Source organism: Bradyrhizobium centrosematis (genome assembly GCF_045571495.1).
GTDB classification, from domain to species: Bacteria; Pseudomonadota; Alphaproteobacteria; order Rhizobiales; family Xanthobacteraceae; genus Bradyrhizobium; species Bradyrhizobium centrosematis.
This window is the reverse complement of sequence record NZ_CP120703.1, coordinates 7,182,439-7,201,653: the sequence shown is the minus strand read 5'-3', so window position 1 is coordinate 7,201,653 and position 19,215 is coordinate 7,182,439. Positions and strand designations below refer to the sequence as shown.

General features: G+C 65.8%; 14 protein-coding genes. 10 read left to right on the top strand and 4 right to left on the bottom strand.

What is annotated here, in order from left to right:
• Positions 1-25: 25 nt before the first annotated feature.
• Both P6U31_RS33965 and P6U31_RS33960 read right to left on the bottom strand, forming a co-directional pair.
• Complete coding sequence (locus tag P6U31_RS33965) at positions 26-484, bottom strand: Rrf2 family transcriptional regulator (protein WP_407185961.1); 459 nt, start codon at positions 482-484, stop codon at positions 26-28.
• A 320-nt stretch (positions 485-804) separates the two neighbouring features.
• A complete protein-coding gene (locus tag P6U31_RS33960; RefSeq protein ID WP_407185960.1) occupies positions 805-2,826 on the bottom strand; it encodes a YgiQ family radical SAM protein in 2,022 nt (673 codons plus the stop codon).
• Between the two features lie 254 nt (positions 2,827-3,080).
• On the opposite strand from P6U31_RS33960, the gene P6U31_RS33955 reads away from it, so the two are divergent.
• Positions 3,081-4,025, top strand: a complete 945-nt coding sequence (locus P6U31_RS33955) for a DMT family transporter (protein ID WP_407185959.1) — start codon at positions 3,081-3,083, stop codon at positions 4,023-4,025.
• 294 nt (positions 4,026-4,319) lie between these two features.
• On the opposite strand, the gene P6U31_RS33950 is transcribed toward P6U31_RS33955, so the two are convergent.
• Both P6U31_RS33950 and P6U31_RS33945 read right to left on the bottom strand, forming a co-directional pair.
• Entirely contained in the window at positions 4,320-5,000 is a 681-nt protein-coding gene (locus tag P6U31_RS33950; RefSeq protein WP_407185958.1) for a GntR family transcriptional regulator, read from the bottom strand.
• 9 nt (positions 5,001-5,009) lie between these two features.
• Positions 5,010-6,419 (bottom strand): FAD-binding oxidoreductase, encoded by a 1,410-nt coding sequence (locus tag P6U31_RS33945; RefSeq protein ID WP_407185957.1) that lies wholly within the window; start codon positions 6,417-6,419, stop codon positions 5,010-5,012.
• Positions 6,420-6,581: 162 nt separating this feature from the next.
• On the opposite strand from P6U31_RS33945, the gene P6U31_RS33940 reads away from it, so the two are divergent.
• From P6U31_RS33940 to P6U31_RS33900, 9 genes are all read left to right on the top strand, one after another.
• A complete protein-coding gene (locus P6U31_RS33940; RefSeq protein ID WP_407185956.1) occupies positions 6,582-7,466 on the top strand; it encodes a dihydrodipicolinate synthase family protein in 885 nt (294 codons plus the stop codon).
• Between the two features lie 326 nt (positions 7,467-7,792).
• Positions 7,793-10,006, top strand: a complete 2,214-nt coding sequence (locus P6U31_RS33935) for a TonB-dependent siderophore receptor (RefSeq protein WP_407185955.1) — start codon at positions 7,793-7,795, stop codon at positions 10,004-10,006.
• 2 nt (positions 10,007-10,008) lie between these two features.
• A complete protein-coding gene (locus tag P6U31_RS33930; protein ID WP_407185954.1) occupies positions 10,009-11,205 on the top strand; it encodes a PepSY-associated TM helix domain-containing protein in 1,197 nt (398 codons plus the stop codon).
• A 92-nt stretch (positions 11,206-11,297) separates the two neighbouring features.
• The gene (locus tag P6U31_RS33925; RefSeq protein ID WP_407185953.1) at positions 11,298-12,530 is read left to right on the top strand and encodes a rhodanese-like domain-containing protein; all 1,233 of its coding nucleotides are present in this window, start codon (positions 11,298-11,300) and stop codon (positions 12,528-12,530) included.
• A gap of 147 nt (positions 12,531-12,677) precedes the next feature.
• Entirely contained in the window at positions 12,678-13,922 is a 1,245-nt protein-coding gene (gene serA / locus P6U31_RS33920) for a phosphoglycerate dehydrogenase (RefSeq protein WP_407185952.1), read from the top strand.
• A gap of 115 nt (positions 13,923-14,037) precedes the next feature.
• Positions 14,038-15,699 (top strand): tannase/feruloyl esterase family alpha/beta hydrolase, encoded by a 1,662-nt coding sequence (locus P6U31_RS33915; RefSeq protein WP_407185951.1) that lies wholly within the window; start codon positions 14,038-14,040, stop codon positions 15,697-15,699.
• 49 nt (positions 15,700-15,748) lie between these two features.
• Entirely contained in the window at positions 15,749-16,213 is a 465-nt protein-coding gene (locus P6U31_RS33910) for a MarR family winged helix-turn-helix transcriptional regulator (protein WP_407185950.1), read from the top strand.
• A gap of 12 nt (positions 16,214-16,225) precedes the next feature.
• Positions 16,226-16,996 carry an enoyl-CoA hydratase gene (locus P6U31_RS33905; protein ID WP_407185949.1) on the top strand — a complete coding sequence of 257 codons (771 nt, stop codon included), beginning with the start codon at positions 16,226-16,228 and terminating at the stop codon, positions 16,994-16,996.
• A 105-nt stretch (positions 16,997-17,101) separates the two neighbouring features.
• Positions 17,102-19,183, top strand: coding sequence for a methyl-accepting chemotaxis protein (locus P6U31_RS33900; RefSeq protein WP_407185948.1), 2,082 nt, complete (start codon positions 17,102-17,104; stop codon positions 19,181-19,183).
• Positions 19,184-19,215 lie beyond the last annotated feature (32 nt).

The following is a 19,215-nucleotide window of genomic DNA, read 5'->3' as shown; positions in this document are numbered from 1 at the left end:
TGCGGCCTTGCCGGATGGAGTTCATTCAGGCGTGATGGGCGCTCAGGCCCTGAAGCTTTCGGGAGCCGAGCCGCTTGCGCAGATCCTCGGCCAGCATCGCCAGCGTCACCTCGCCGAGGCGTGCCAGCAGCACCGCCTCGGCGTCGGCAAAGGCCCGATCGAGCGCGGCATTGACCGCCTGCTCGACGAGGCAGCCCGGCGCCTCTGTCCGATTGCCCATCGCCAGCAGCGATGGGCTGCCGAGCGCGGCATAGACGTCGCGCAGCGTCACCTTCGACAAGTCGCAGGCGAGCGACCAGCCGCCGCCATGCCCCTTCTCGGAGCGGACGTAACCGAGCTCCCTCAGGCCCGCCATGATGCGCCGGATCACCACGGGGTTGGTGTCCATGGCCTTGGCCAGCCTCTCGGATGTGAACGGCCCAGGCTGCTGCGCCATGTGCAAAAGGACATGCAGCACGCCGGATAATCGGCTGTCTCGTTTCATGTAACATTATATGTTACATGAGGGCGCCGAAGTCAATGGGTTTGCTCAGGACGTGCCGCCACGGCGCGGCGACATGCGCGCAGCGCGGGAAGAGGCTTTGGGACATCAGTGCTGAGCAGCGGCGGGAACGGACATCATCCCATCTGCCGATGGTGGCATCCTGCGCCTGTTTTGCCCGACGAAGCAACGTTTCCCTGCCCGATCGATCAACTCGTTTGCGCGCGCCTTAAGCCATTGATCTGGCTAGCCCCGTCTACTGTGCATGGGGTTGTTTTCGAGATTCTTGTCCTGAAGGCGAGGCTGGGCCGGATCGCTGCCCGCTACTTCATCACCCGCAGGCCCTTGGTCGTGAACTTCTGCGTCTTGCCGCCGGGGCGAACGGGACGCCTGGTGCCGGCGGCCTTGCCGGTGCCGGGCGGCTGGTGTGCGGGCACGAGCTGATGGGGCTGCGAGCCGATCAGGTCGCGCCGGCCCATCTCGATCAGGGCCTCGCGCAGCACCGGCCAATTGTCGGGATCGTGGTAGCGCAGGAACGCCTTGTGCAGGCGGCGCTGGCGCAGGCCCCTGATCGCCTCGACCTTGTCGCTGCCGCCGTGGCGCACCCCGCGAAGCGGATTGACGCCGGTGTGATACATCGCGGTTGCGGTCGCCATCGGCGAGGGCAGGAAGGTCTGCACCTGGTCGGCGCGATAGCGGTTCCTCTTGAGCCACAGCGCGAGGTTCATCATGTCCTCGTCGGTCGTGCCCGGATGCGCCGCGATGAAATAGGGGATCAGGTAATATTTCTTGCCGGCCCGTTCGGCCGCTTCGTCGAACATCCGCTTGAACTTGTTGTACGCGCCGATGCCCGGCTTCATCATCTTGTCGAGCGGACCGCGCTCGGTATGTTCAGGCGCGATCTTGAGATAGCCGCCGACGTGATGGGTGACGAGCTCCTTGATGTATTCCGGGCTCTCGACCGCAAGGTCGTAGCGCACCCCGGAGGCGACCATCACCTTCTTGATGCCACGGGTCTCGCGCACCTTGCGATAGAGCCGGATCAGGTCGTCATGCGAGGTGTTGAGGTTCGGGCAGATCTCGGGGAAAACGCAGGACGGCCGGCGGCACGCCGCCTCGACCTTCGGATCCTTGCACGCCATCCGGTACATGTTGGCGGTGGGCCCGCCGATGTCGGAGATCACGCCGGTGAAGCCGGGCGTCTTGTCGCGGATACGCTCGATCTCGCGCAGGATCGATCCTTCCGAACGGTTCTGGATGATGCGGCCCTCGTGCTCGGTGATCGAGCAGAAGGTGCAGCCGCCGAAACAGCCGCGCATGATCGTGACCGAGAACTTGATCATCTCCCAGGCGGGAATTCGCGCATCGCCGTAAGACGGATGCGGCGCGCGCGCGTAAGGCAGATCGTAGACCGCGTCCATCTCCGCGGTGGTTAACGGGATCGGCGGCGGGTTGAGCCAGAGGTCGCGGTCGCCGTGACGCTGCACCAGCGGCCGCGCATTGCCGGGATTGCTCTCCCGGTGCAGCACGCGTGAAGCGCGGGCATAGGCTTCCTTGTCCTGCTCGACCTGCTCCAGCGCCGGCAAGCGGATCACGGTTAAGCCCTTCTGACGCGTTGCGCCTTCATCGGCGGAATCGAGATCGTCGGCGTGCAGCTCGGTGTAATCCTCAGGCACCTTGCGGAACAGCGCGACGCCCCTGATGTCGTCGAGCGCACGCGGCGCTTCGCCGGCGGCGAGCCGCTGCGCCACCTCGACCACGGCGCGCTCGGCATTGCCGTAGAGCAGCAGGTCGGCCTTGGCGTCCGCCAGCACCGAGCGGCGCACCTTGTCGGACCAATAGTCGTAATGCGCGATCCGGCGCAGTGAGGCCTCGATGCCGCCGAGCACGATCGGGGTGTCCTTGAACGCCTCGCAGCAGCGCTGGGCGTAGACGATCGTGCAGCGGTCCGGCCGCTTGCCGCCTTCGCCGCCGGCCGTATAGGCATCGTCATGGCGCAGGCGGCGGTCCGCGGTGTAGCGGTTCACCATCGAGTCCATGTTGCCGCCGGTGACGCCGAAGAACACGCGCGGCTTGCCGAGCGCCTTGAACGGCTCGGCCGAATGCCAGTCCGGCTGCGAGATGATTCCGACCCGAAAGCCTTGCGCCTCCAGCAGGCGGCCGATGATCGCCATGCCGAAACTCGGATGGTCGACATAGGCGTCCCCGGTCACCAGCACGATGTCGCAGGCATCCCATCCGAGCGCGTCCATCTCGGCGCGGCTCATCGGGAGGAACGGCGCCGGCTTGCGTGGCCGGGCCTGGGCCATCAGCGGCTTTTCGGCGGTGATCATCTGGGTATTCATGGGGCCAAGGGATAAGACCCCACGCTTGCGAATACAACCGACGGAGGCGTGAAAGATTGCAGGTTCCCTGCCGGGCGGATGCGGCCCCGCATGCTCTGCGCGCTGCTGGCGGTGCTCTCGGTCTCGGTCACGCGGACCCAGGTCGCACCGACGCTGCTCGCCGGTGTTGCCTCGACCCATTAAGCAGCGTCGCAATCGTCACATGCGGCGATCCGGGTTCTCACCGCCGCGGGCATGGCGTATTGGGTCGCTCCATGGGCAAGGGAACATCAGAGGACGGCAGTGAGCCGGTCGCCGGCGCGGTATCGCCTGCGGGGGTCTGGCTCGGCGCGGTTGCGCTGATCGGCTTCATTCTGGTGGCGACCGCGCAGGCCTCCAATCAGATTCTGGCGCGCGGGCTTGCGGGCTCCGTCCCGCCGTTTGCTCTGGCCTTCTTTCGCTGGAGCATCGTCGCCATCGGGCTCGCGCCGATCGCGCTCAAGGAAATCCGCGACGGGCGCGTGCAGCTCGGACGAAACATCTGGCCGATCCTCGCCGCCGGCTTCATGGGCATGTTCCTGTGTGGCGGTCCGGTCTATGCCGCCGGCGTGTCGACGACGGCGATCCACATTGCGCTGATCATGGCGCTGTCGCCGATCGTAGTGCTGCTGATCTCGGCCATGCGCGGCATCGAGCATGTCGGTCCGCTGCAATGGCTCGGCACGGCGCTCGCGCTCGCAGGCGCGCTGCTCATCATCTCCGGCGGCCAGCCGCGGACGCTGATCGAGCTTCAGACCGCCTCGGGCGATGGCCTCGTCGTGATCGCGATGCTCGGCTGGTCCGGCTACACGCTGCTGCAATCGCGCGCCGCGCCGAAGGCGTCGCTGCTCGCACGGATCAGCCTGTTCTCGGGCGCCGGCGCGCTGTTCTCGCTGCCGCTTGCGCTGATGGAGATGTGGGCGATGCCGGGGCAGGTCTTCAGCACCAGGGCGCTCTCGGCCTATGTCTTCGCCGGGATCGTTCCCGGCCTGCTTGCCTATGCCGGCTTCGCCTGGCTCGGCGGCAAGTTCGGCTCGGTACGAACCTCGCTCGTGCTCTATCTCGGGCCGATCGCAAGCGCGCTGCTATCTTTCGTCATCCTGGGCGAGCCGCCGAAGCTGATCCATCTTGTCGGCGGGTTGCTGATCCTGGGCGGCGTCTGGGCCAGCCTGCGCCGCTAGTTCCATCAGCGTCCGGGTTCACCTGCAGGAACCATCCGTCGTCGTGGACATTCTGATGCAGGGGTTGCTGCGAGCCCGGCTCGCGCGCGCTCGCAAATGTTCGCCTCTGGCGATGGGGGAGCTGTGAGTACAGTCATAGAGAACTTGCTGTTGCGAAAGCAGAAGCTCGTGGAACAGCTCGAACAGGCGCCGTCGATCGAGGATCGCGACAAGATCGAGCACCAGCTCGAACAGATCAACACCGCGCTCGACTTCCTGGACAGGCCCGGACCGCAGGATGCGAAATAGTCGCGCTCAATCCGCCCTGGGCGCCTCCACCTTCAGAGCCCTGGCATAGACCACGCCCGAATTGGTGATGTGCGTGGTCATCAATTCTTCGAAGGCGGCGAGCTCGCCGCGCGCGAACAAATCGAGCAGCTTGCGATGCTCGTCGAACGAGGTGCGGGTCCGGACGTCGATCGGCGAGGTCAGATTGGTGCGGAGCGCGGCGACGCGGCCGGAAACCAGCTGATAGGATTCGGCGAGGTAGCGGTTGCCGCAATGCGCGAAAAGCGCCTCGTGAAAGGCGGCGTCGGCGCGGCCATAAGCAACGTTGTCCTTTGTCGCGACCGCCGGCTCCATCGCCGCGATCGCGTCGTTCATCGCCGCGACAGCGCCGTCGCGGTCGTAGCGATGGGCGAGCTCGGCCGCCTTCGGCTCGAGCGCGATGCGGAAGGTGCAGAGCGCGTTGATGTCGTCCGCGCTCGGCGTGAAGACAAAGCTGCCGACTTGCGGGCGGATCACCACGAGGCCTTGCGCCTGCAGCTGTCCCATGGCCTCGCGCACGGGCGTGCGGCTGACGCCGAAGGAGTTCGCCACCATCTCCTCGGAGATGGCGGCGCCGAGCGCGAACTCGCCCTCGATGATCGCCTGCCGCAGCCGCTGCATCACCCGCTGCGACAGCGATTTCGGCGTATCGAGCTTGAGCGATCGCATGCGCGTTGCTCAGATCACCTTGCCGGGATTGAGCAGCTGATCGGGATCGAGCGCGGCCTTCAGCGTCCGCATCAGCGCGATCTCGGCGTCGCTCCTGGCATGACCCAGCCACTGCTTCTTCAAGGTGCCGATGCCGTGCTCGGCGGAGACGCTGCCGCCGAGCTCGCGCACCAGCCCGTAGATGATCGCATCCATCTCTTCCTTCGGCTGCTGCTCGACGGGAAGGCCGGCGACCCAGGAGACCAGATGCAGATTGCCGTCGCCGATATGGCCGTAATAGACGCTCTCGCAGCCCTTGATGCCGGAGGCGAGGGCGGCCTTGCAGCGCGTGACGAACTCGTCCATCCGGGCCACCGCAAGGCCGAGGTCGTAGGAGATGTGCGGCCCCAGCACCTGGCCGAATTCGGCGCAGATGTCCCGCACGCGCCAGAAGGCCTGCGTCTGCGCCAGCGATTGCGCCACGGCGGCATCCGCCAGCAGCCCGCGCTCCATCAGCTCCTCAAGCCAGGCCTGGAAGCGTGGCGCATCGACGCTCTCGTCGGTGCCTTGCGCTTCCACCAGCACATAGAGGCCGTGGCCGGCGACCGGCGGCTTCACGCCGGCGCGGGTCGTGATCACGTCCCAATAATCCGGCCACATCACTTCGAACGCCGACAGCAACGGGCCGAGCCCGCTGCGCGCGGCGCCAAGCAGGGCGATCACCGCAGCATAATCCTTCAGCGCGCAGAGCGCCGCCATGGTCGAGCGCGGCTTCGGGAACAGCTTCAGCACCACGCGGGTGATGATGCCGAGCGTGCCTTCCGAGCCGATGAAGAGGTGTTTCAGATCGTAGCCCGCGTTGTTCTTCATCAGCTTGTTGAGGCCAGTGATGATGGTGCCGTCCGGCAGCACGACCTCGAGACCGAGCACCAGCTCGCGCGTCATGCCATAGCGGATCACGCGGTTGCCGCCGGCATTGGTCGAGAGATTGCCGCCGATCGCGCAGGAGCCCCGCGAGCCGAGGTCGAGCGGAAAAAAGAAGCCGGCCTCGTCCGCGGCCTTCTGGATCGTCTCCAGCGGCGTGCCCGCCTTCACCGTCATCGTCGCGGAGGCCGCATCGATCTCCTCGATGCCGGTCATGCGCTCCAGCGAGATCGCGACCCAGCCGGCTTCGGGCGAGGCGCCGCGGCATAGTCCGGTCAGTCCACCCTGCGGCACGAACGGCAGACGTGCCTGCCGGCAGGTCGCAATCGCATCGGCCACGCCTTGCGCATCGACGGGGCGGATCACCGCCAGCGGCGTCTGTGGCAGGCTCGCGCTCCAGTCGTTGCAATTGCGTGCCGGCACGTCGTTGCCCACAAGCACTGCGGTCGCGCCGAGCTTGTCACGCAACGCGCCGAGCAATTGGTCGGGTTGCCCGATGGGGGTCACCATGTTCATGCGAGACCTCCTCAGAAATGGGCCGCACGGTGGAAAGGGTTTGCATGCGTCTTGTATGTAAGGTACAAGATAAAAAGTAAAGCAAAAACAAGGTCCGACAAAGCTTCGTAAGATCGTTTGGGATCAGAGGCTTAGGTCGGAGTCGAAGCAAAGGGCAGTGTGATGACCGAGGCAATTCGCGGGTTCTGGGTGGCGTCGGCGACGCCGCTGGCGGACGACGGCAGCGTAGACTCGGCAAAGCTCACGGCTCACGCCAAGCAGCTGTTCGGCAAGGGTGTCGATGGCGTCGTGCTGTTCGGCACCACCGGCGAAGGTACCTCCTTCAATGTCGCCGAGCGCGTCGCGACCGTCGAAGCCGTGCTCAAGGCCGGCGTCGCTCCGGAACGCATCGGCATCGGCGGCGGCTTCCCTGCCATAACCGACAGCATCGCACTCTCGCGCGCCGTGCTCGGCCTCGGCCTGCGCCATGTGCTGGTGCTGCCGCCCTATTTCGACCGCGGCGTCTCGCCCGAGGGTATCGAAGATGCGTTTGCCGCAATCATCGACGGCGTCGCCGACGATCGCTTGCGCGCCTATCTCTACCACATCCCGCAAATGTCGGGCGTCGCGATTCCGACCACCGTCGCGGCGAGCCTGCGCAAGCACTACGGCAAAGTCGTCGCCGGCCTGAAGGACTCGAGCGGCGACTTCAAGCAATTCCAGGCCTTCCGTGCCGCAGCGCCCGAGCTCGCCATCACCGTCGGGAACGAAGCCGATATCGCTCGAGCGATCGCCGGCGGCGGCGCCGGCACCATCTGCGGCATGGCCAATGTCGTGCCCGACCTTGTCAAGGGCATGGTCGAGGGCAGGGATGTCGAGGCGCGCATGCAGGCTGCGATCGACATCGTGCTGAAGACGCCTTCGTTCACCGCGACGCTGAAGGCGATCCTGGCCGCGCAGACCGGCGATGCCGCCTGGCAGCGCGTGCGCCCGCCGCTGCGGGCCTCGTCCGACGGCGCGGCGTTCAAGCGAATGCTCGATGAATTGACCGCTCCCGCCATCGCGTGAGACCGCACGAAATCGTGATGGGTCGCCGCGAATCCTCGTGCAGCGTGTCGCGGTCTCCACGATCGCAATCGCAGATTGGTGTTCGGGGCCGCTCCATCCTTAGAATGATTCAACACTAGAGCGATTCAACTCCGCCTCCGGTTCTCTTTGCGCACAGCGACTGTTAGACGCGCCAGCTTCAATGCTGCGTCTGACCTGGAAGTGAATCGAACGTGCCTGCTTATCTGGATGGCCTCTGTATCAACGGCCGTCGAACCCGCGCCGGCAAGAGCCGGGCGGGTCTACTCATCGGAGCGGCTGTGCTGCTCGCTGAATGTCCCTCCAGCATGACGACTGCGCAGGCGCAATCGGCCCTGCCGCCGGTGACGGTGGAGGCACCGGGACCCCGGTCGAAGCCGGTGCGCGCGTCGGACCCGTCTTCACGCCGCACGCAGACCGCCGCGCGCCAGCGCAATCGCAATCCGGCACCCGCCGCGCCGACGCTCTCGGAGCGCGCGGCCGCGGAAGCCCCTGCGCAACAGGCCGCAAAGCTCGGCTATCGTGCAATGCCGAGCGCGACCACGTTGCGCAGCGGCGCTTCGCCGCTCGACACCTCGCAGTCCGTCAACGTCGTGCCCGAGCAGGTGTTGAAGGACCAGCTCCCGCGCAACATCGACGATGCCCTAGTCAATATCAGCGGCATCACCCAGACCAACACGCTCGCCGGCACGCAGGACGCCGTGATCCGCCGCGGCTTCGGCGACAATCGCGACGGCTCGATCATGCGCAACGGCATGCCGCTGGTACAGAGCCGCAGCCTCAATCCCGCCGTCGAGAGCGTGGAGGTACTGAAGGGGCCGGCGTCGCTGCTCTACGGCATCATGGATCCCGGCGGCATCGTCAACACCATCAGCAAGCGCCCCGAGCTCTATCAGCACGGTTCGGTCACGCTGCTCGGCTCGGCCTTCAGTGCTTCGAAGACCGGAGCTGACGGCACGCTCGACATCACCGGTCCGATCGGCGACCAGGGTCTCGCCTATCGCTTCATCGGATACGGCGTCAGCGAGGATTATTGGCGCAATTTCGGCAGGCATCGCGAGATGCTGGTGGCGCCGTCGCTCGCCTGGTACGGCCAGGACACCACGGTTCAGCTCAATTACGAGCACCGCGAGTTCATCTCCCCGTTCGATCGCGGCACGGCCTTCATCAACGGTGTACCGCTGGCGATCCCCGCGACGCGCCGTCTCGACGAGCCCTACAACAACATTTGGGGGACATCCGACCTGATTCAGGCCTCGGTCGAGCATCGCCTCAACCAGGACTGGAAGGTGACTGCCGCTTACAGCTACAACACCGAGACTTTCCGCGCCAACCAGCTCCGCATCACTGGCGTCAACGCGAAGACCGGAGTCGAGACGCGCAGCAATGATGGCACGCAGGGCTCGCTCAGTAATTCGAGCTACGGCACGTCCTACATCTCGGGCGGGTTCTGGCTCGGCGACATGCGCAACGACGTGCTGTTCGGCGGCGATGGTCAGTACCGTACGATCTACCGCGACAATCTGATCCGGCAGGCGACGCCCTCCTTCAATGTCTACAATCCCGTCTACGGCCTGATCGGGCCGGGTACGACGGTGTCGAACAGCGACAGCGCCCAGACCGACAAGCTCGGCCAGTGGTCGCTGTTCTTCCAGGACACGCTGCATCTGACGGAGCGGTTCGCGCTGGTCGGCGGTGTGCGTTACATGGACTACGACCAGATCGCCGGCCGCGGAAAGCCCTTCATCACCAACACCAACGTGTCGGCGGACGCGGTGCTTCCTCTCGGCGGAGTGATCTTCAAGCTCACCGACCAGATCTCGCTCTATGCGAGCTACTCGCAGTCGGTGAAGCCGAACTCGACGATCGCTCCGCTGAGCAATGGCGGTGGCGTTGTGCTGGGATCGAACATCGCCCCCGAGGAGGGAACGCAGTACGAGACCGGTGTGAAATTCGATCTCGACAAGCGCCTGTCGGGCACGATCGCCGTCTACGACATCGAAAAGCAGAACGTGCTGGTCAGCCAGATCAACGCCGCGACGGGCCTCAACGTGTACACCGCGGCCGGCAAGGTCCGTTCGCGCGGCCTCGAGATCGACGTTACCGGCCGGCTCTCCACCAATTGGAGCATGATCGGAAGCTATGGTTACACCGATGCGCGTGTGACCGAAGACCCGACCTATGCCGGCAAGCAACTGCAAAACGTTGCGATGAACACGGCTTCGCTCTACCTGGTCTACGATTTTGGCACCATGCTTCCCGGCCAGCTCAGGCTCGGCGGGGGCGCCCGCTATGTCGGCGACCGGGCTGGCGATGCGTTGAATACGTTCGTGCTGCCGTCCTACGTCGTCGCCGACATCTTCGCGACCTATGAGGCGAAGCACCAGGCATTGCCGGTTGTCTATCAGCTCAACGTCAAGAACCTGTTCGACACCGTTTATTACACATCCGCACAGAACAATCTGGGCGTCGCCATCGGCGACGCGCGTCGGGTATCGCTCTCGGCGACGGTGAAGTTCTAGCGATGACGGGGCTGAGGGGGCATACGATCAAGGCGGTCCTGTTCCAGGTCCATTCCATCGCAGGACTGATTCTTGCGCTGTTGCTGTCCCTGGTCGCGCTGACCGGCGCGATCATGAGTTTCGAGGACGAGATCGTCGATCACCTCAACGCTGGCATCATGCAGGTCGCGCCGCGTCAGGCGCCGGCGCTGATGCCTGACGCGCTGGTGGCGCAGCTGAAGGCGGCGCAGGACCTCGGCAAGGTCTCGGCCGTCACGTTGTCGAGCGATCCGTCGGCAGCGGTCCATGTCCGCTTTGCGCGTGACGAGCGGGGTGATCGGCCGACCTCGCTTTATGTCGATCCCTATGATGCGCGCGTGCTGGGCTTGCCGCGCGGCGAGGCGTTCTTCGCGACCGTGCGCCGGCTGCATCGCTGGCTGCTCATTCCCGGTGACGGCAAGGGCTGGGGGCGCCCGATCACCGGCACGATCGCACTCTCTCTGATCATCATGCTGGTCTCGGGCCTCGTGCTGCGCTGGCCGCGTCGTGCAGGCAGCGTAAAGATGTGGTTGAAGCCGAACCTCGCGCTTGGTGGGCGCGCCCTGCATCGGTCTCTGCACACCGTGATCGGCACCTGGGTCCTGCCGATCTATCTGGCCATGACGCTCACCGGACTGTATTTCTCCTTCGAATGGTACAAGGACGGCGTGGCCTGGCTGCTGGCGCGTCCGCACACCACGGCGGTGAAGATGCAGTCCAAGATGCCGCCAAAGCTGCCACGCGCGGATAACCCTGCCAGGGCCGCGCAGCCGATCGGATTCGATCAGGCATGGACGACTTTCCTACGCGAGGAGGGCGATCGGTTCTCCAGGGCCTCGCTGACGCTGCCGGGCGGTCCGGGCACGACGATCCGGATCCGGTCGTGGGGGAAGGCATCGCTGCTCGAGACCACACGCGACGAATTCCGCATCGATGCCGTCACCGGCCAACTGGTCTCCGCCGATCGCTACGCCGACAAGACCTTCGGCGAGAAGATCATCGCTGCCATCTACGACATCCATCGCGGCGCGATCCTGGGGTGGCCCGGCAAGCTCGCCTTCATGATGGCGGCGATCCTGATGCCGTTGTTCGCGGTCACCGGCATCCTGCTCTATCTGTCGCGCCGCAAGCTGCGACGCCCGGCGCAAGCGCCGCTCGGACGTCTCGTTCCGGGCGAGTGAGCGCGCAAGGCTAGCCAGCGCGCCAAGGCTAGCCAACGCGCTTCTAATCGTTCAAAAGTCCAGGGCCTGTCCTTCCCCCTAGGGCCCACGTCATGAAGCTTCCCACCGTCGCCCCCGCCGATATCCGCCGCGCGCTGCTGCTGCGCGAGGAGATCGCACTGCTCGATCTCAGATACGAGGCGGGCTTTGCGACCGGGCATCCGCTATTCGCGGCCAATATGGCCGTCGACCGGATCGAGATCGAGGCCGAGGCGAGATTGCCGCGCAAGGACGTGCCGATCATCCTCTACGACGACGGTGAGGGGCTGGTCGCGACAGGCGCCGAGCGTCTGGCAGCGCTCGGATACACTGACATCAGCGCGCTCGACGGCGGGCTGAAGGCCTGGCGCGCGGCGGGCTATGAAGTCTTCCAGGACGTCAATTCCTATTCGAAAGCGTTCGGTGAGCTGGTCGAATCGCGCAGGCACACGCCCTCGTTCAGCGCCGACGAGGTGGCCAAGCTCATCGCGGACAAGGCCAACATCGCCATTCTCGACGTTCGTCGTTTCGACGAATATGCGACCATGAACATTCCAGGCTCGGTCAGCGTGCCCGGCGCGGAGCTGGTGCTGCGGGCAGGGCAGGTCGCGCCGGATCCCGAGACCACCATCATCGTCAATTGCGCCGGCCGCACCCGCTCGATCATCGGCACTCAATCGCTGATCAATGCCGGCGTGCCCAACAAGGTGCGGGCGCTGCGCAACGGTACCATCGGCTGGACGCTGGCGCGGCACACGCTCGACCACGGTGCTAACAGGCGTGGCGCGATCGGCTCGTTCGATGGCGGCCCGGCCAATGCACGCGATGTCGCCTATCGCGCCGGCGTTCGCCATATCGGCGCGAGCGAGATGGCCACGCTCGTCGCGCAGACGGATCGTACGCTCTACCGCTTCGACGTGCGCGACGCGGAAGAGTATGCGGCCGGCCATCTCCCGGGCTTCCGTCATTATCCGGGCGGGCAACTTGTGCAGGAAACCGACATGGCCGCGCCGGTGCGCGGGGCGCGCATCCTTCTGACCGACGACCGGAGCGTCCGTGCCGACATGACGGCATCGTGGCTGGCGCAGATGGGCTGGGAGGTCTATGTGCTCGAAGGCGGCTATGACGGTGCGCTCGAGATCGGCCCGCCGCGCGTGCTGCCCAAGCCGGATCCGGCCCACCGCTATCGCCGGCCCTATGAAGGTACCGATGTCGCGGAGAAGGCGATGCAGGCCTATCTCGACTGGGAATACGGCCTCGTCGAGCAGCTCCGCCGCGACGGGACTCACGGATTTTATGTGATTTGATTCCGCTATCCGTCACCCCGCGCAACGGCGCGCCGGATGCCAAGCCCACCCATCGCCCGCCATCTTCTCCCCGTATCCAAACCCTATTGTGCTCGGCCTCGTCCGCAGTCTATGAGCTGCGGCAAAGCCGCTATTTCAGGAGATACCATGTCAGCCCCAGGCCAAAGCCCTGAGCGGAGCGCGAAGGCGCTGTTGCTCGAAGGCGTCAATGATAGCGCTGTCGATCTTTTCAGGGGCGCGGGCTTCACCAATGTCGAGCGGCTGACCAAGGCGCTGGACGGTGAGGATCTGCGCCGGGCGCTCGACGGCGTCTCGCTGCTCGGCATCCGCTCGCGCACCCAGATCACCGATGAGGTTCTCGGGGCCGCCAACCAGCTTCTCGCGGTCGGCTGCTTCAGCGTCGGCACCAACCAGGTCGACCTCCTGGCCGCGCGCAAGCGCGGCATTCCCGTGTTCAACGCGCCGTTCTCCAACACGCGCAGCGTCGCCGAGCTCGTGATCGGCGAGATCGTGATGCTGCTGCGGCGGATCTTCCCGCGCTCGGTGTCGGCCCATGCGGGCGGCTGGGACAAGTCGGCGACCGGCAGCCGCGAGGTGCGTGGCCGCACGCTCGGCATCGTCGGCTACGGCAATATCGGCTCGCAGCTCTCGACGCTCGCCGAAGCCATCGGCATGCGCGTGATCTATTTCGACCGCACCGACAAGCTCCGTCACGGCAACACCGAGCCGGTCGAGAGATTGGAAGAGCTATTGGCGCAGAGCGACATCGTCAGCCTGCACGTGCCGGAAACGCCGGAGACCGCAGGCATGATCGGCGAAAAGGAACTGCGGGCGATGAAGCCCGGCTCGTTCCTGATCAACAACAGCCGCGGCACCGTGGTCGATCTCGATGCGCTCGCGCGCGCCTTGCGCGACGGCCATCTCGCCGGCGCCGCCATCGACGTGTTTCCGATCGAGCCGTCCTCGAACGCGGAGCGTTTCAATAGCCCGGTGCAGGGCCTCGAGAACGTCATCCTCACCCCGCATATCGGCGGCTCGACCGAGGAGGCGCAGGAGCGCATCGGCGGCGAGGTCGCGCGCAAGCTGGTCGACTATTTCATTACGGGCTCAACCATGGGCGCGGTGAACTTCCCGGAAGTGCAGTTGCATTTGCGTCCCTCCGGCGCGCGCTTCAGCCACGTCCATCGCAACGTGCCCGGCATGCTGCGGCGGCTCAACGAGGTCTTCCTCCAGCGCGACATCAACATCGCCGCGCAATATCTGGAGACCTCAGGCGATCTCGGTTACGTCGTGCTCGATGCCGATCTTGGCGGCCAGGATTCGGCGACGCTGCTGCAGCAGATCCGCAGCCTCGAAGGCACGGTCGGCGCGCGGCTGGTGTTCGAGCACTAAAGGGTTTTCGCACGACCGGTTCGCGTCAGGAAAACGCGTCATTGACGGCTGGCCGGAGGTCGCATTGAATGCGGCCTCTGTCGGGCTGAATGAGAACACAAACCGGGTGGGAACGATGACGCTGACGAGAGCGAAGCTGTGCGCATGGTTCGTGGGCACGGTGACGGCCCTGAGCGCGAATTCCGCTTTGGCGCTGACCCTGGCGGAGGACGCGGAAACCGTCTGCAAGGGCCTCGTCGGCGGCACTGAAGCCGTGAAGATCGATTCCGCAGCGTTGCAGGCGCCCTCGCAGCTTGCCGTGGCCGAACGCGGGCCGACACCGTCCGGCCGCATCACGCCGGCCAACCCTGCTTTCTGCAAGGTGCTCGGCCATATCGACCCTGTCGATCCCAAGGCCCCGCCAATCAGATTCCAGGTCAACCTCCCCGTCGAATGGAACGGGCGCTCGCTGCAATATGGCGGCGGCGGATTCAACGGCGTGCTGATCACGGGCCTTGCGCTGCCGCCGGCCTATCCCTTCGACAAGCCGTCGCCGCTGGCGCGCGGCTTCGTCACCTATGGCACCGATTCCGGGCATGAGACCAAGCAAGGCGAGCCGCCGCAGGTGTTTGCGCTGAACGACGAAGCCTTCGAGAATTTTGCCCATCGCGCCTACAAGCGCGTGCGCGACGGCGCGGTTGCGCTGATGGAGCGCGCCTACGGCAAGAGACCTGAGAAGATGTATTTCATGGGCTCGTCCGAGGGCGGCCGCGAAGGCCTCACCATGGCACAGCGATATCCCGATGATTTCGACGGCATCTTCGCCCGCGTGCCCGTGATCAATTGGGTGGGCCTGCAGCACGCCGGCACGCGTTCGGGTCTCGTCACCATGGGGGCAGGCTGGATCAATCCGGTTCAGGTCAAGCTCGTCGGCGAGGCGGTGCGGGCGGCATGTGACAAGGCCGATGGCTCCGACGATGCGCTGGTCCAGGACCCCGTCGGGTGCAAGGCCGCGTTCAAGATCGAGACGCTGCGCTGCGCAGCCGGTGAAAGCGGCGATCAGTGTCTGACCGATGCGCAGATCAAGGCGATCGAGACGCTGCACAGTCCTTACAAATTCCCGTTCGCGCTGGCCAACGGTCTCGACGATTATCCGGGCTGGGGCGTATCGGGCGAGGACACGCCGGCGATCGGGCCGACCGGCGGCTGGGTGGCATGGTGGCTCGGCACGGCGCCGCCCGCGCAGCCGCCTGCGCCTAACAACGGCATCGCCTGGATCTACGGCGCCGGCGGCATCCAATATGTGTTCGCGCGCGATCCCAAACTCGACGTCACCACCTACAAGGTGGAGGAGCACAAGGCGCGGCTGCTCGAAGTGTCGAAGCTGATGGATTCGACCGATCCTGATCTCAGCCGTTTCCGCGCCCGCGGCGGCCGGTTGATCGTGCTCGAGCACATGGCCGATTACGCCCAGAGTCCCTATGCCGGAATCCGCTATTTCGAGAGCGTCGAGCGCAAGATGGGCAAGGCCGAGACTGCGGAATTCGCGCGGCTCTACACCGCGCCCGGCGTCGACCATGTCGGCTCCGGCGCTCCGGCCAATGTCGATATGCTCAGCGTGCTGGTCGATTGGGTCGAGAAGGGCAAGGCGCCCGGCGACCTCGAAGTCGCCGAGCAGAAGCTCGACGCGCCATCCTTTGCGACGCTGCGCGCGCTGCCGCTGTGCCGCTGGCCGGCCTGGCCGCATTACAAGTCCGGACCGGTGACGGAGGCGACCAGCTTCACCTGCGCGTCGTAAGCGACAAGGCCAGTTTGACAATGAGCGTGCGTCCGATTATCTATTTCGCATGCGAAACAATAACGCCGACGCGCGGCATCCTCGGCTGATCTATCTGCTCAACGTCGCCCAGCGCCGGCTGCAGCGCTGGATGGCGGCGCGGCCGGAAAACGAGGTGACGCCGGCGCAGGCGGGGCTGTTGTTCATCCTTGGCAAGCAGGACGGCGTCCTGATGGGCGAGGCGGGCGCGGCGCTCGATATGGGGCCGGCCGGCATCTCCGGCCTCGTCGACCGCACCGAGGCTGCGAAGTTGATCGAGCGGCGGGCCGATCGCGGGGACGGGCGCGCCTGGCGCATCTTTCTGACGCCGAAGGGGCGGGCCGCGCTGGCGCAGGCGAAAGCTGCCGCGGCGGAAGTCAACGCTGCGCTGACGGACGGATTCACGGCTGCGGAGATCGACATCGTGGCGCGCTGGCTGACCAGCATTCAGGACAAGTTTCCAAGATCTTCGGAAACAAGACATTCAGACGAATAGAAGGAGAGACCCATGACCGAACATGTCCGGATCGAGAATAGCGGCGGAATCCTCACCCTCACGCTGGCGCGTCCCGACAAGAAGAACGCGCTGACAGACGCAATGTACGGCAAGCTCGCCGACGCCATCGAAGCCGCGGAGCGCGATCCCTCCGCCCGCGTGATCCTGATCCGCGGGGAGGGCGACATGTTCACCGCAGGCAACGACGTCGGCGAATTCGCGGCGGTCGCCACCGGCAAGTCCGAAGGCAGCCGCAATGTGGTGCGCTTCATCCAGTCGCTGGCGCGGTGCACCCGGCCGCTGGTCGCGGCGGTGCAGGGCCGCGCGGTCGGCGTCGGCACCACGATGCTGCTGCATTGCGACCTCGTCGTGCTCGCCGACAACGCACAACTGTCGACCCCCTTCGTCAGCCTCGCGCTGGTGCCGGAAGCGGCGTCCAGCCTGTTGGTGCCGGCCCGCATCGGCTATGCGCGCGCCTATGAGATGTTCGCGCTGGGCGAGACGGTGCCGGCCCAGGCCGCGCTGCATTGGGGCCTCGCCAATCGTGTGGTGCCGCTCGACAAGCTCGATGCCGAGGCGCTCGCGCTGGCGCAGCGTCTCGCCTGCCAGCCGGCCGGTGCGCTCACGGCCACCAAGCGCTTGATGCGCAACGGCGAGGCGCTGGTCGCGCAGATGCAGGCCGAAGGCGAGCAGTTCGCCCAGCGCCTGCGCACCGCCGAGGCGCGCGAAGCCTTCACGGCCTTTGCCGAGCGCCGTCCGCCAGATTTCACCAAGGTGACGTAAAGCCGGCGACCGGAAGGGCTGGCGATTAACATTTGATATAAGCTTAACTGAACGTTGGCATGTCACAGTGCAGGATGGCCTCTCGCAGAGTAGGTCCCCCGGCCCATGTCAATTTTTAAGAAATCAGTAAGCAAGCTGCTTCTTGGTCTGATGGCGCTTTTGGCCGTCGGCGCGCTGACCAGCACGGCGATCCAGATGATCGGCGCCTTCGGTCGGTACAGCGACAGTCTGGAGACCGAGCGGCTTGCTGCCGCCGACAAGGCGATCTTCCAGGGCGTGCTCGCGCTACGCACCAATCGTGGCGATGCCCAGAGCGCGCTGCTTGGCGAGGACGATCCGCGCGCCAAGCTCGAAGCGGTGGAGAAGGCCGAGCAGGCCGGCTATGAGGCCATCGCAGCCGCCCTCTCGACCGTCGAATTCGCACGCCGAGATGAATTCGCCGGCACGCTGAAGCAGCGCTGGGCCGACGCCGCACCGCAGTTCCAACTGTTCTACGACGAGGCCAAGCGTCCGCGCGCCGAACGCAAGATCGAGCGAACCAATTCCTGGTACGATGCCGTCACCAAGGTGATCGACACCGCGAACCTTGCGTCCACGGCGGTGTCGAACCGCGCCTGGATGAACGATTCCTATATCGCGCGCATGATCCAGGTCCGCCGCTTCGCCTGGCAGGTGCGCGATCGCTACGGCATCCATTGCTCGTCCCTTCGCTCCAACGTCAACGGCAGCAAGCCCCTCGACGATGCCCAGAAGCGGTCGGTGGCGCAATGGGATGGCACGATCACTTCCGCCTGGGCAGGGATGGCGGAACTACTGGCGGCGCCCGACGTGACCGCGGAGCTGGTGGCCGCGGCCAACGACGCCAGGGCCAAGACCGATGGCGCCCTCAAGCAGATCAACGAGCTCACCAGGAATTTCGACGGCAGCGGCAAACCCGCGCTCCCCGCGGCGGAATGGAATGCGCTGTGCCAGTCGCCCTTCGCGCCGATCGTCGCGGTCGCCAACAAGGCATTGGACCAGTCGATCGCGCGTGCGGAAGCCGTGCAGGCGAAAGCCCTCACCAACCTCATCGTGCAGTCCTTCGCGTTCCTGCTTGCGCTGGCTGTGACCCTGGCCGGCGTGTACGTGGTGCGCAGTCGCCTGATGCGCCCGGTGCGGGCCATCCTTGGCGCCATCGCTCGCATCAGCGCGCACGATTATGCGACGCCGGTGCCGCAATCCCGGCATCCCGACGAGTTCGGCACCATGGCCGCCGCGCTCGAAAGCCTGCGCGAGAGTGCGGCGACCGCCGAACGGCTCGGCCGCGAACGCGAATCGCAGCAGGCGCTCCAGCTTGCCCGCTCCAGCACTGTCGATGCGGCCTGCCGCAGCTTCGACGACACCGTGCAGGCGGTGATCCAGAGCGTCGCGGCCTCGACGCGGGAGCTCGATGCCACCGCGACCGGTGTGCGCTCGCTGGTTTCGCAATCGAGCAGCCAGACCGCGGCGGTCTCGTCCGCCGCCGAGCAGGCCACCAACAATCTCGAAACCATCGCGGCTGCGACGGAAGAGCTCTCCGCATCCGTCGGCGAGATCTCCGCGCAGGTGCAGTCCAGCGCCCGCGAGGCCCGCGAAGCCGTATCGCAGGCCGAGCAGACCAACGCGACGGTCGAGATCCTCGACCAGACCGCCAGCCGTATCGGCGAGGTCGTGAAGATGATCAACGCCATCGCCGCCCAGACCAACCTTCTGGCCCTGAACGCCACGATCGAAGCCGCGCGTGCGGGCGAAGCCGGCCGCGGTTTCGCCGTGGTCGCGGGCGAGGTCAAGAGCCTCGCCTCCCAGACGGCGACGGCGACGGAAGAGATCTCGCGCCAAGTCCAGGAGATCCAGGGCGCGACGGGCCAAGCGGTTGCAGCGATCCGCTCGATCGGCAGCGCCATCAGCGGCATCGACGAGAAGATGACGGCGATCGCCGCCGCAGTCGAGCAGCAGCGCGCCGCTACTACCGAGATCTCGCGCAACTTCCAGCAGGCCGCGCAAGGCACTCGCGAGGTCACCGACACCATCGGCAGCGTCGCGAGACTCAACCAGGAGACCGGCAATGCCGGCACGGTGTTGTCGGAATCGGTCAAGAGGATGTCCGCCGACGCCGACCGTCTCCGCGTCGCGGTCGAGGGCTTTTTGGGCGCGGTGAAGACTGCGTAGTTCCGCCATCGCATGTGGCAGCTCAGAATTGC

Coding starts and splice junctions, on each gene's coding strand:
- P6U31_RS33950 (WP_407185958.1), bottom strand. CDS start 5,000: ATGCGATCGCTCAAGCTCGATACGCCGAAATCGCTGTCGCAGCGGGTG.
- P6U31_RS33965 (WP_407185961.1), bottom strand. CDS start 484: ATGAAACGAGACAGCCGATTATCCGGCGTGCTGCATGTCCTTTTGCAC.
- P6U31_RS33940 (WP_407185956.1), top strand. CDS start 6,582: ATGACCGAGGCAATTCGCGGGTTCTGGGTGGCGTCGGCGACGCCGCTG.
- P6U31_RS33915 (WP_407185951.1), top strand. CDS start 14,038: ATGACGCTGACGAGAGCGAAGCTGTGCGCATGGTTCGTGGGCACGGTG.
- P6U31_RS33930 (WP_407185954.1), top strand. CDS start 10,009: ATGACGGGGCTGAGGGGGCATACGATCAAGGCGGTCCTGTTCCAGGTC.
- P6U31_RS33900 (WP_407185948.1), top strand. CDS start 17,102: ATGTCAATTTTTAAGAAATCAGTAAGCAAGCTGCTTCTTGGTCTGATG.
- P6U31_RS33960 (WP_407185960.1), bottom strand. CDS start 2,826: ATGAATACCCAGATGATCACCGCCGAAAAGCCGCTGATGGCCCAGGCC.
- P6U31_RS33935 (WP_407185955.1), top strand. CDS start 7,793: ATGACGACTGCGCAGGCGCAATCGGCCCTGCCGCCGGTGACGGTGGAG.
- P6U31_RS33955 (WP_407185959.1), top strand. CDS start 3,081: ATGGGCAAGGGAACATCAGAGGACGGCAGTGAGCCGGTCGCCGGCGCG.
- P6U31_RS33925 (WP_407185953.1), top strand. CDS start 11,298: ATGAAGCTTCCCACCGTCGCCCCCGCCGATATCCGCCGCGCGCTGCTG.
- P6U31_RS33945 (WP_407185957.1), bottom strand. CDS start 6,419: ATGAACATGGTGACCCCCATCGGGCAACCCGACCAATTGCTCGGCGCG.
- P6U31_RS33905 (WP_407185949.1), top strand. CDS start 16,226: ATGACCGAACATGTCCGGATCGAGAATAGCGGCGGAATCCTCACCCTC.
- P6U31_RS33910 (WP_407185950.1), top strand. CDS start 15,749: ATGCGAAACAATAACGCCGACGCGCGGCATCCTCGGCTGATCTATCTG.
- serA (WP_407185952.1), top strand. CDS start 12,678: ATGTCAGCCCCAGGCCAAAGCCCTGAGCGGAGCGCGAAGGCGCTGTTG.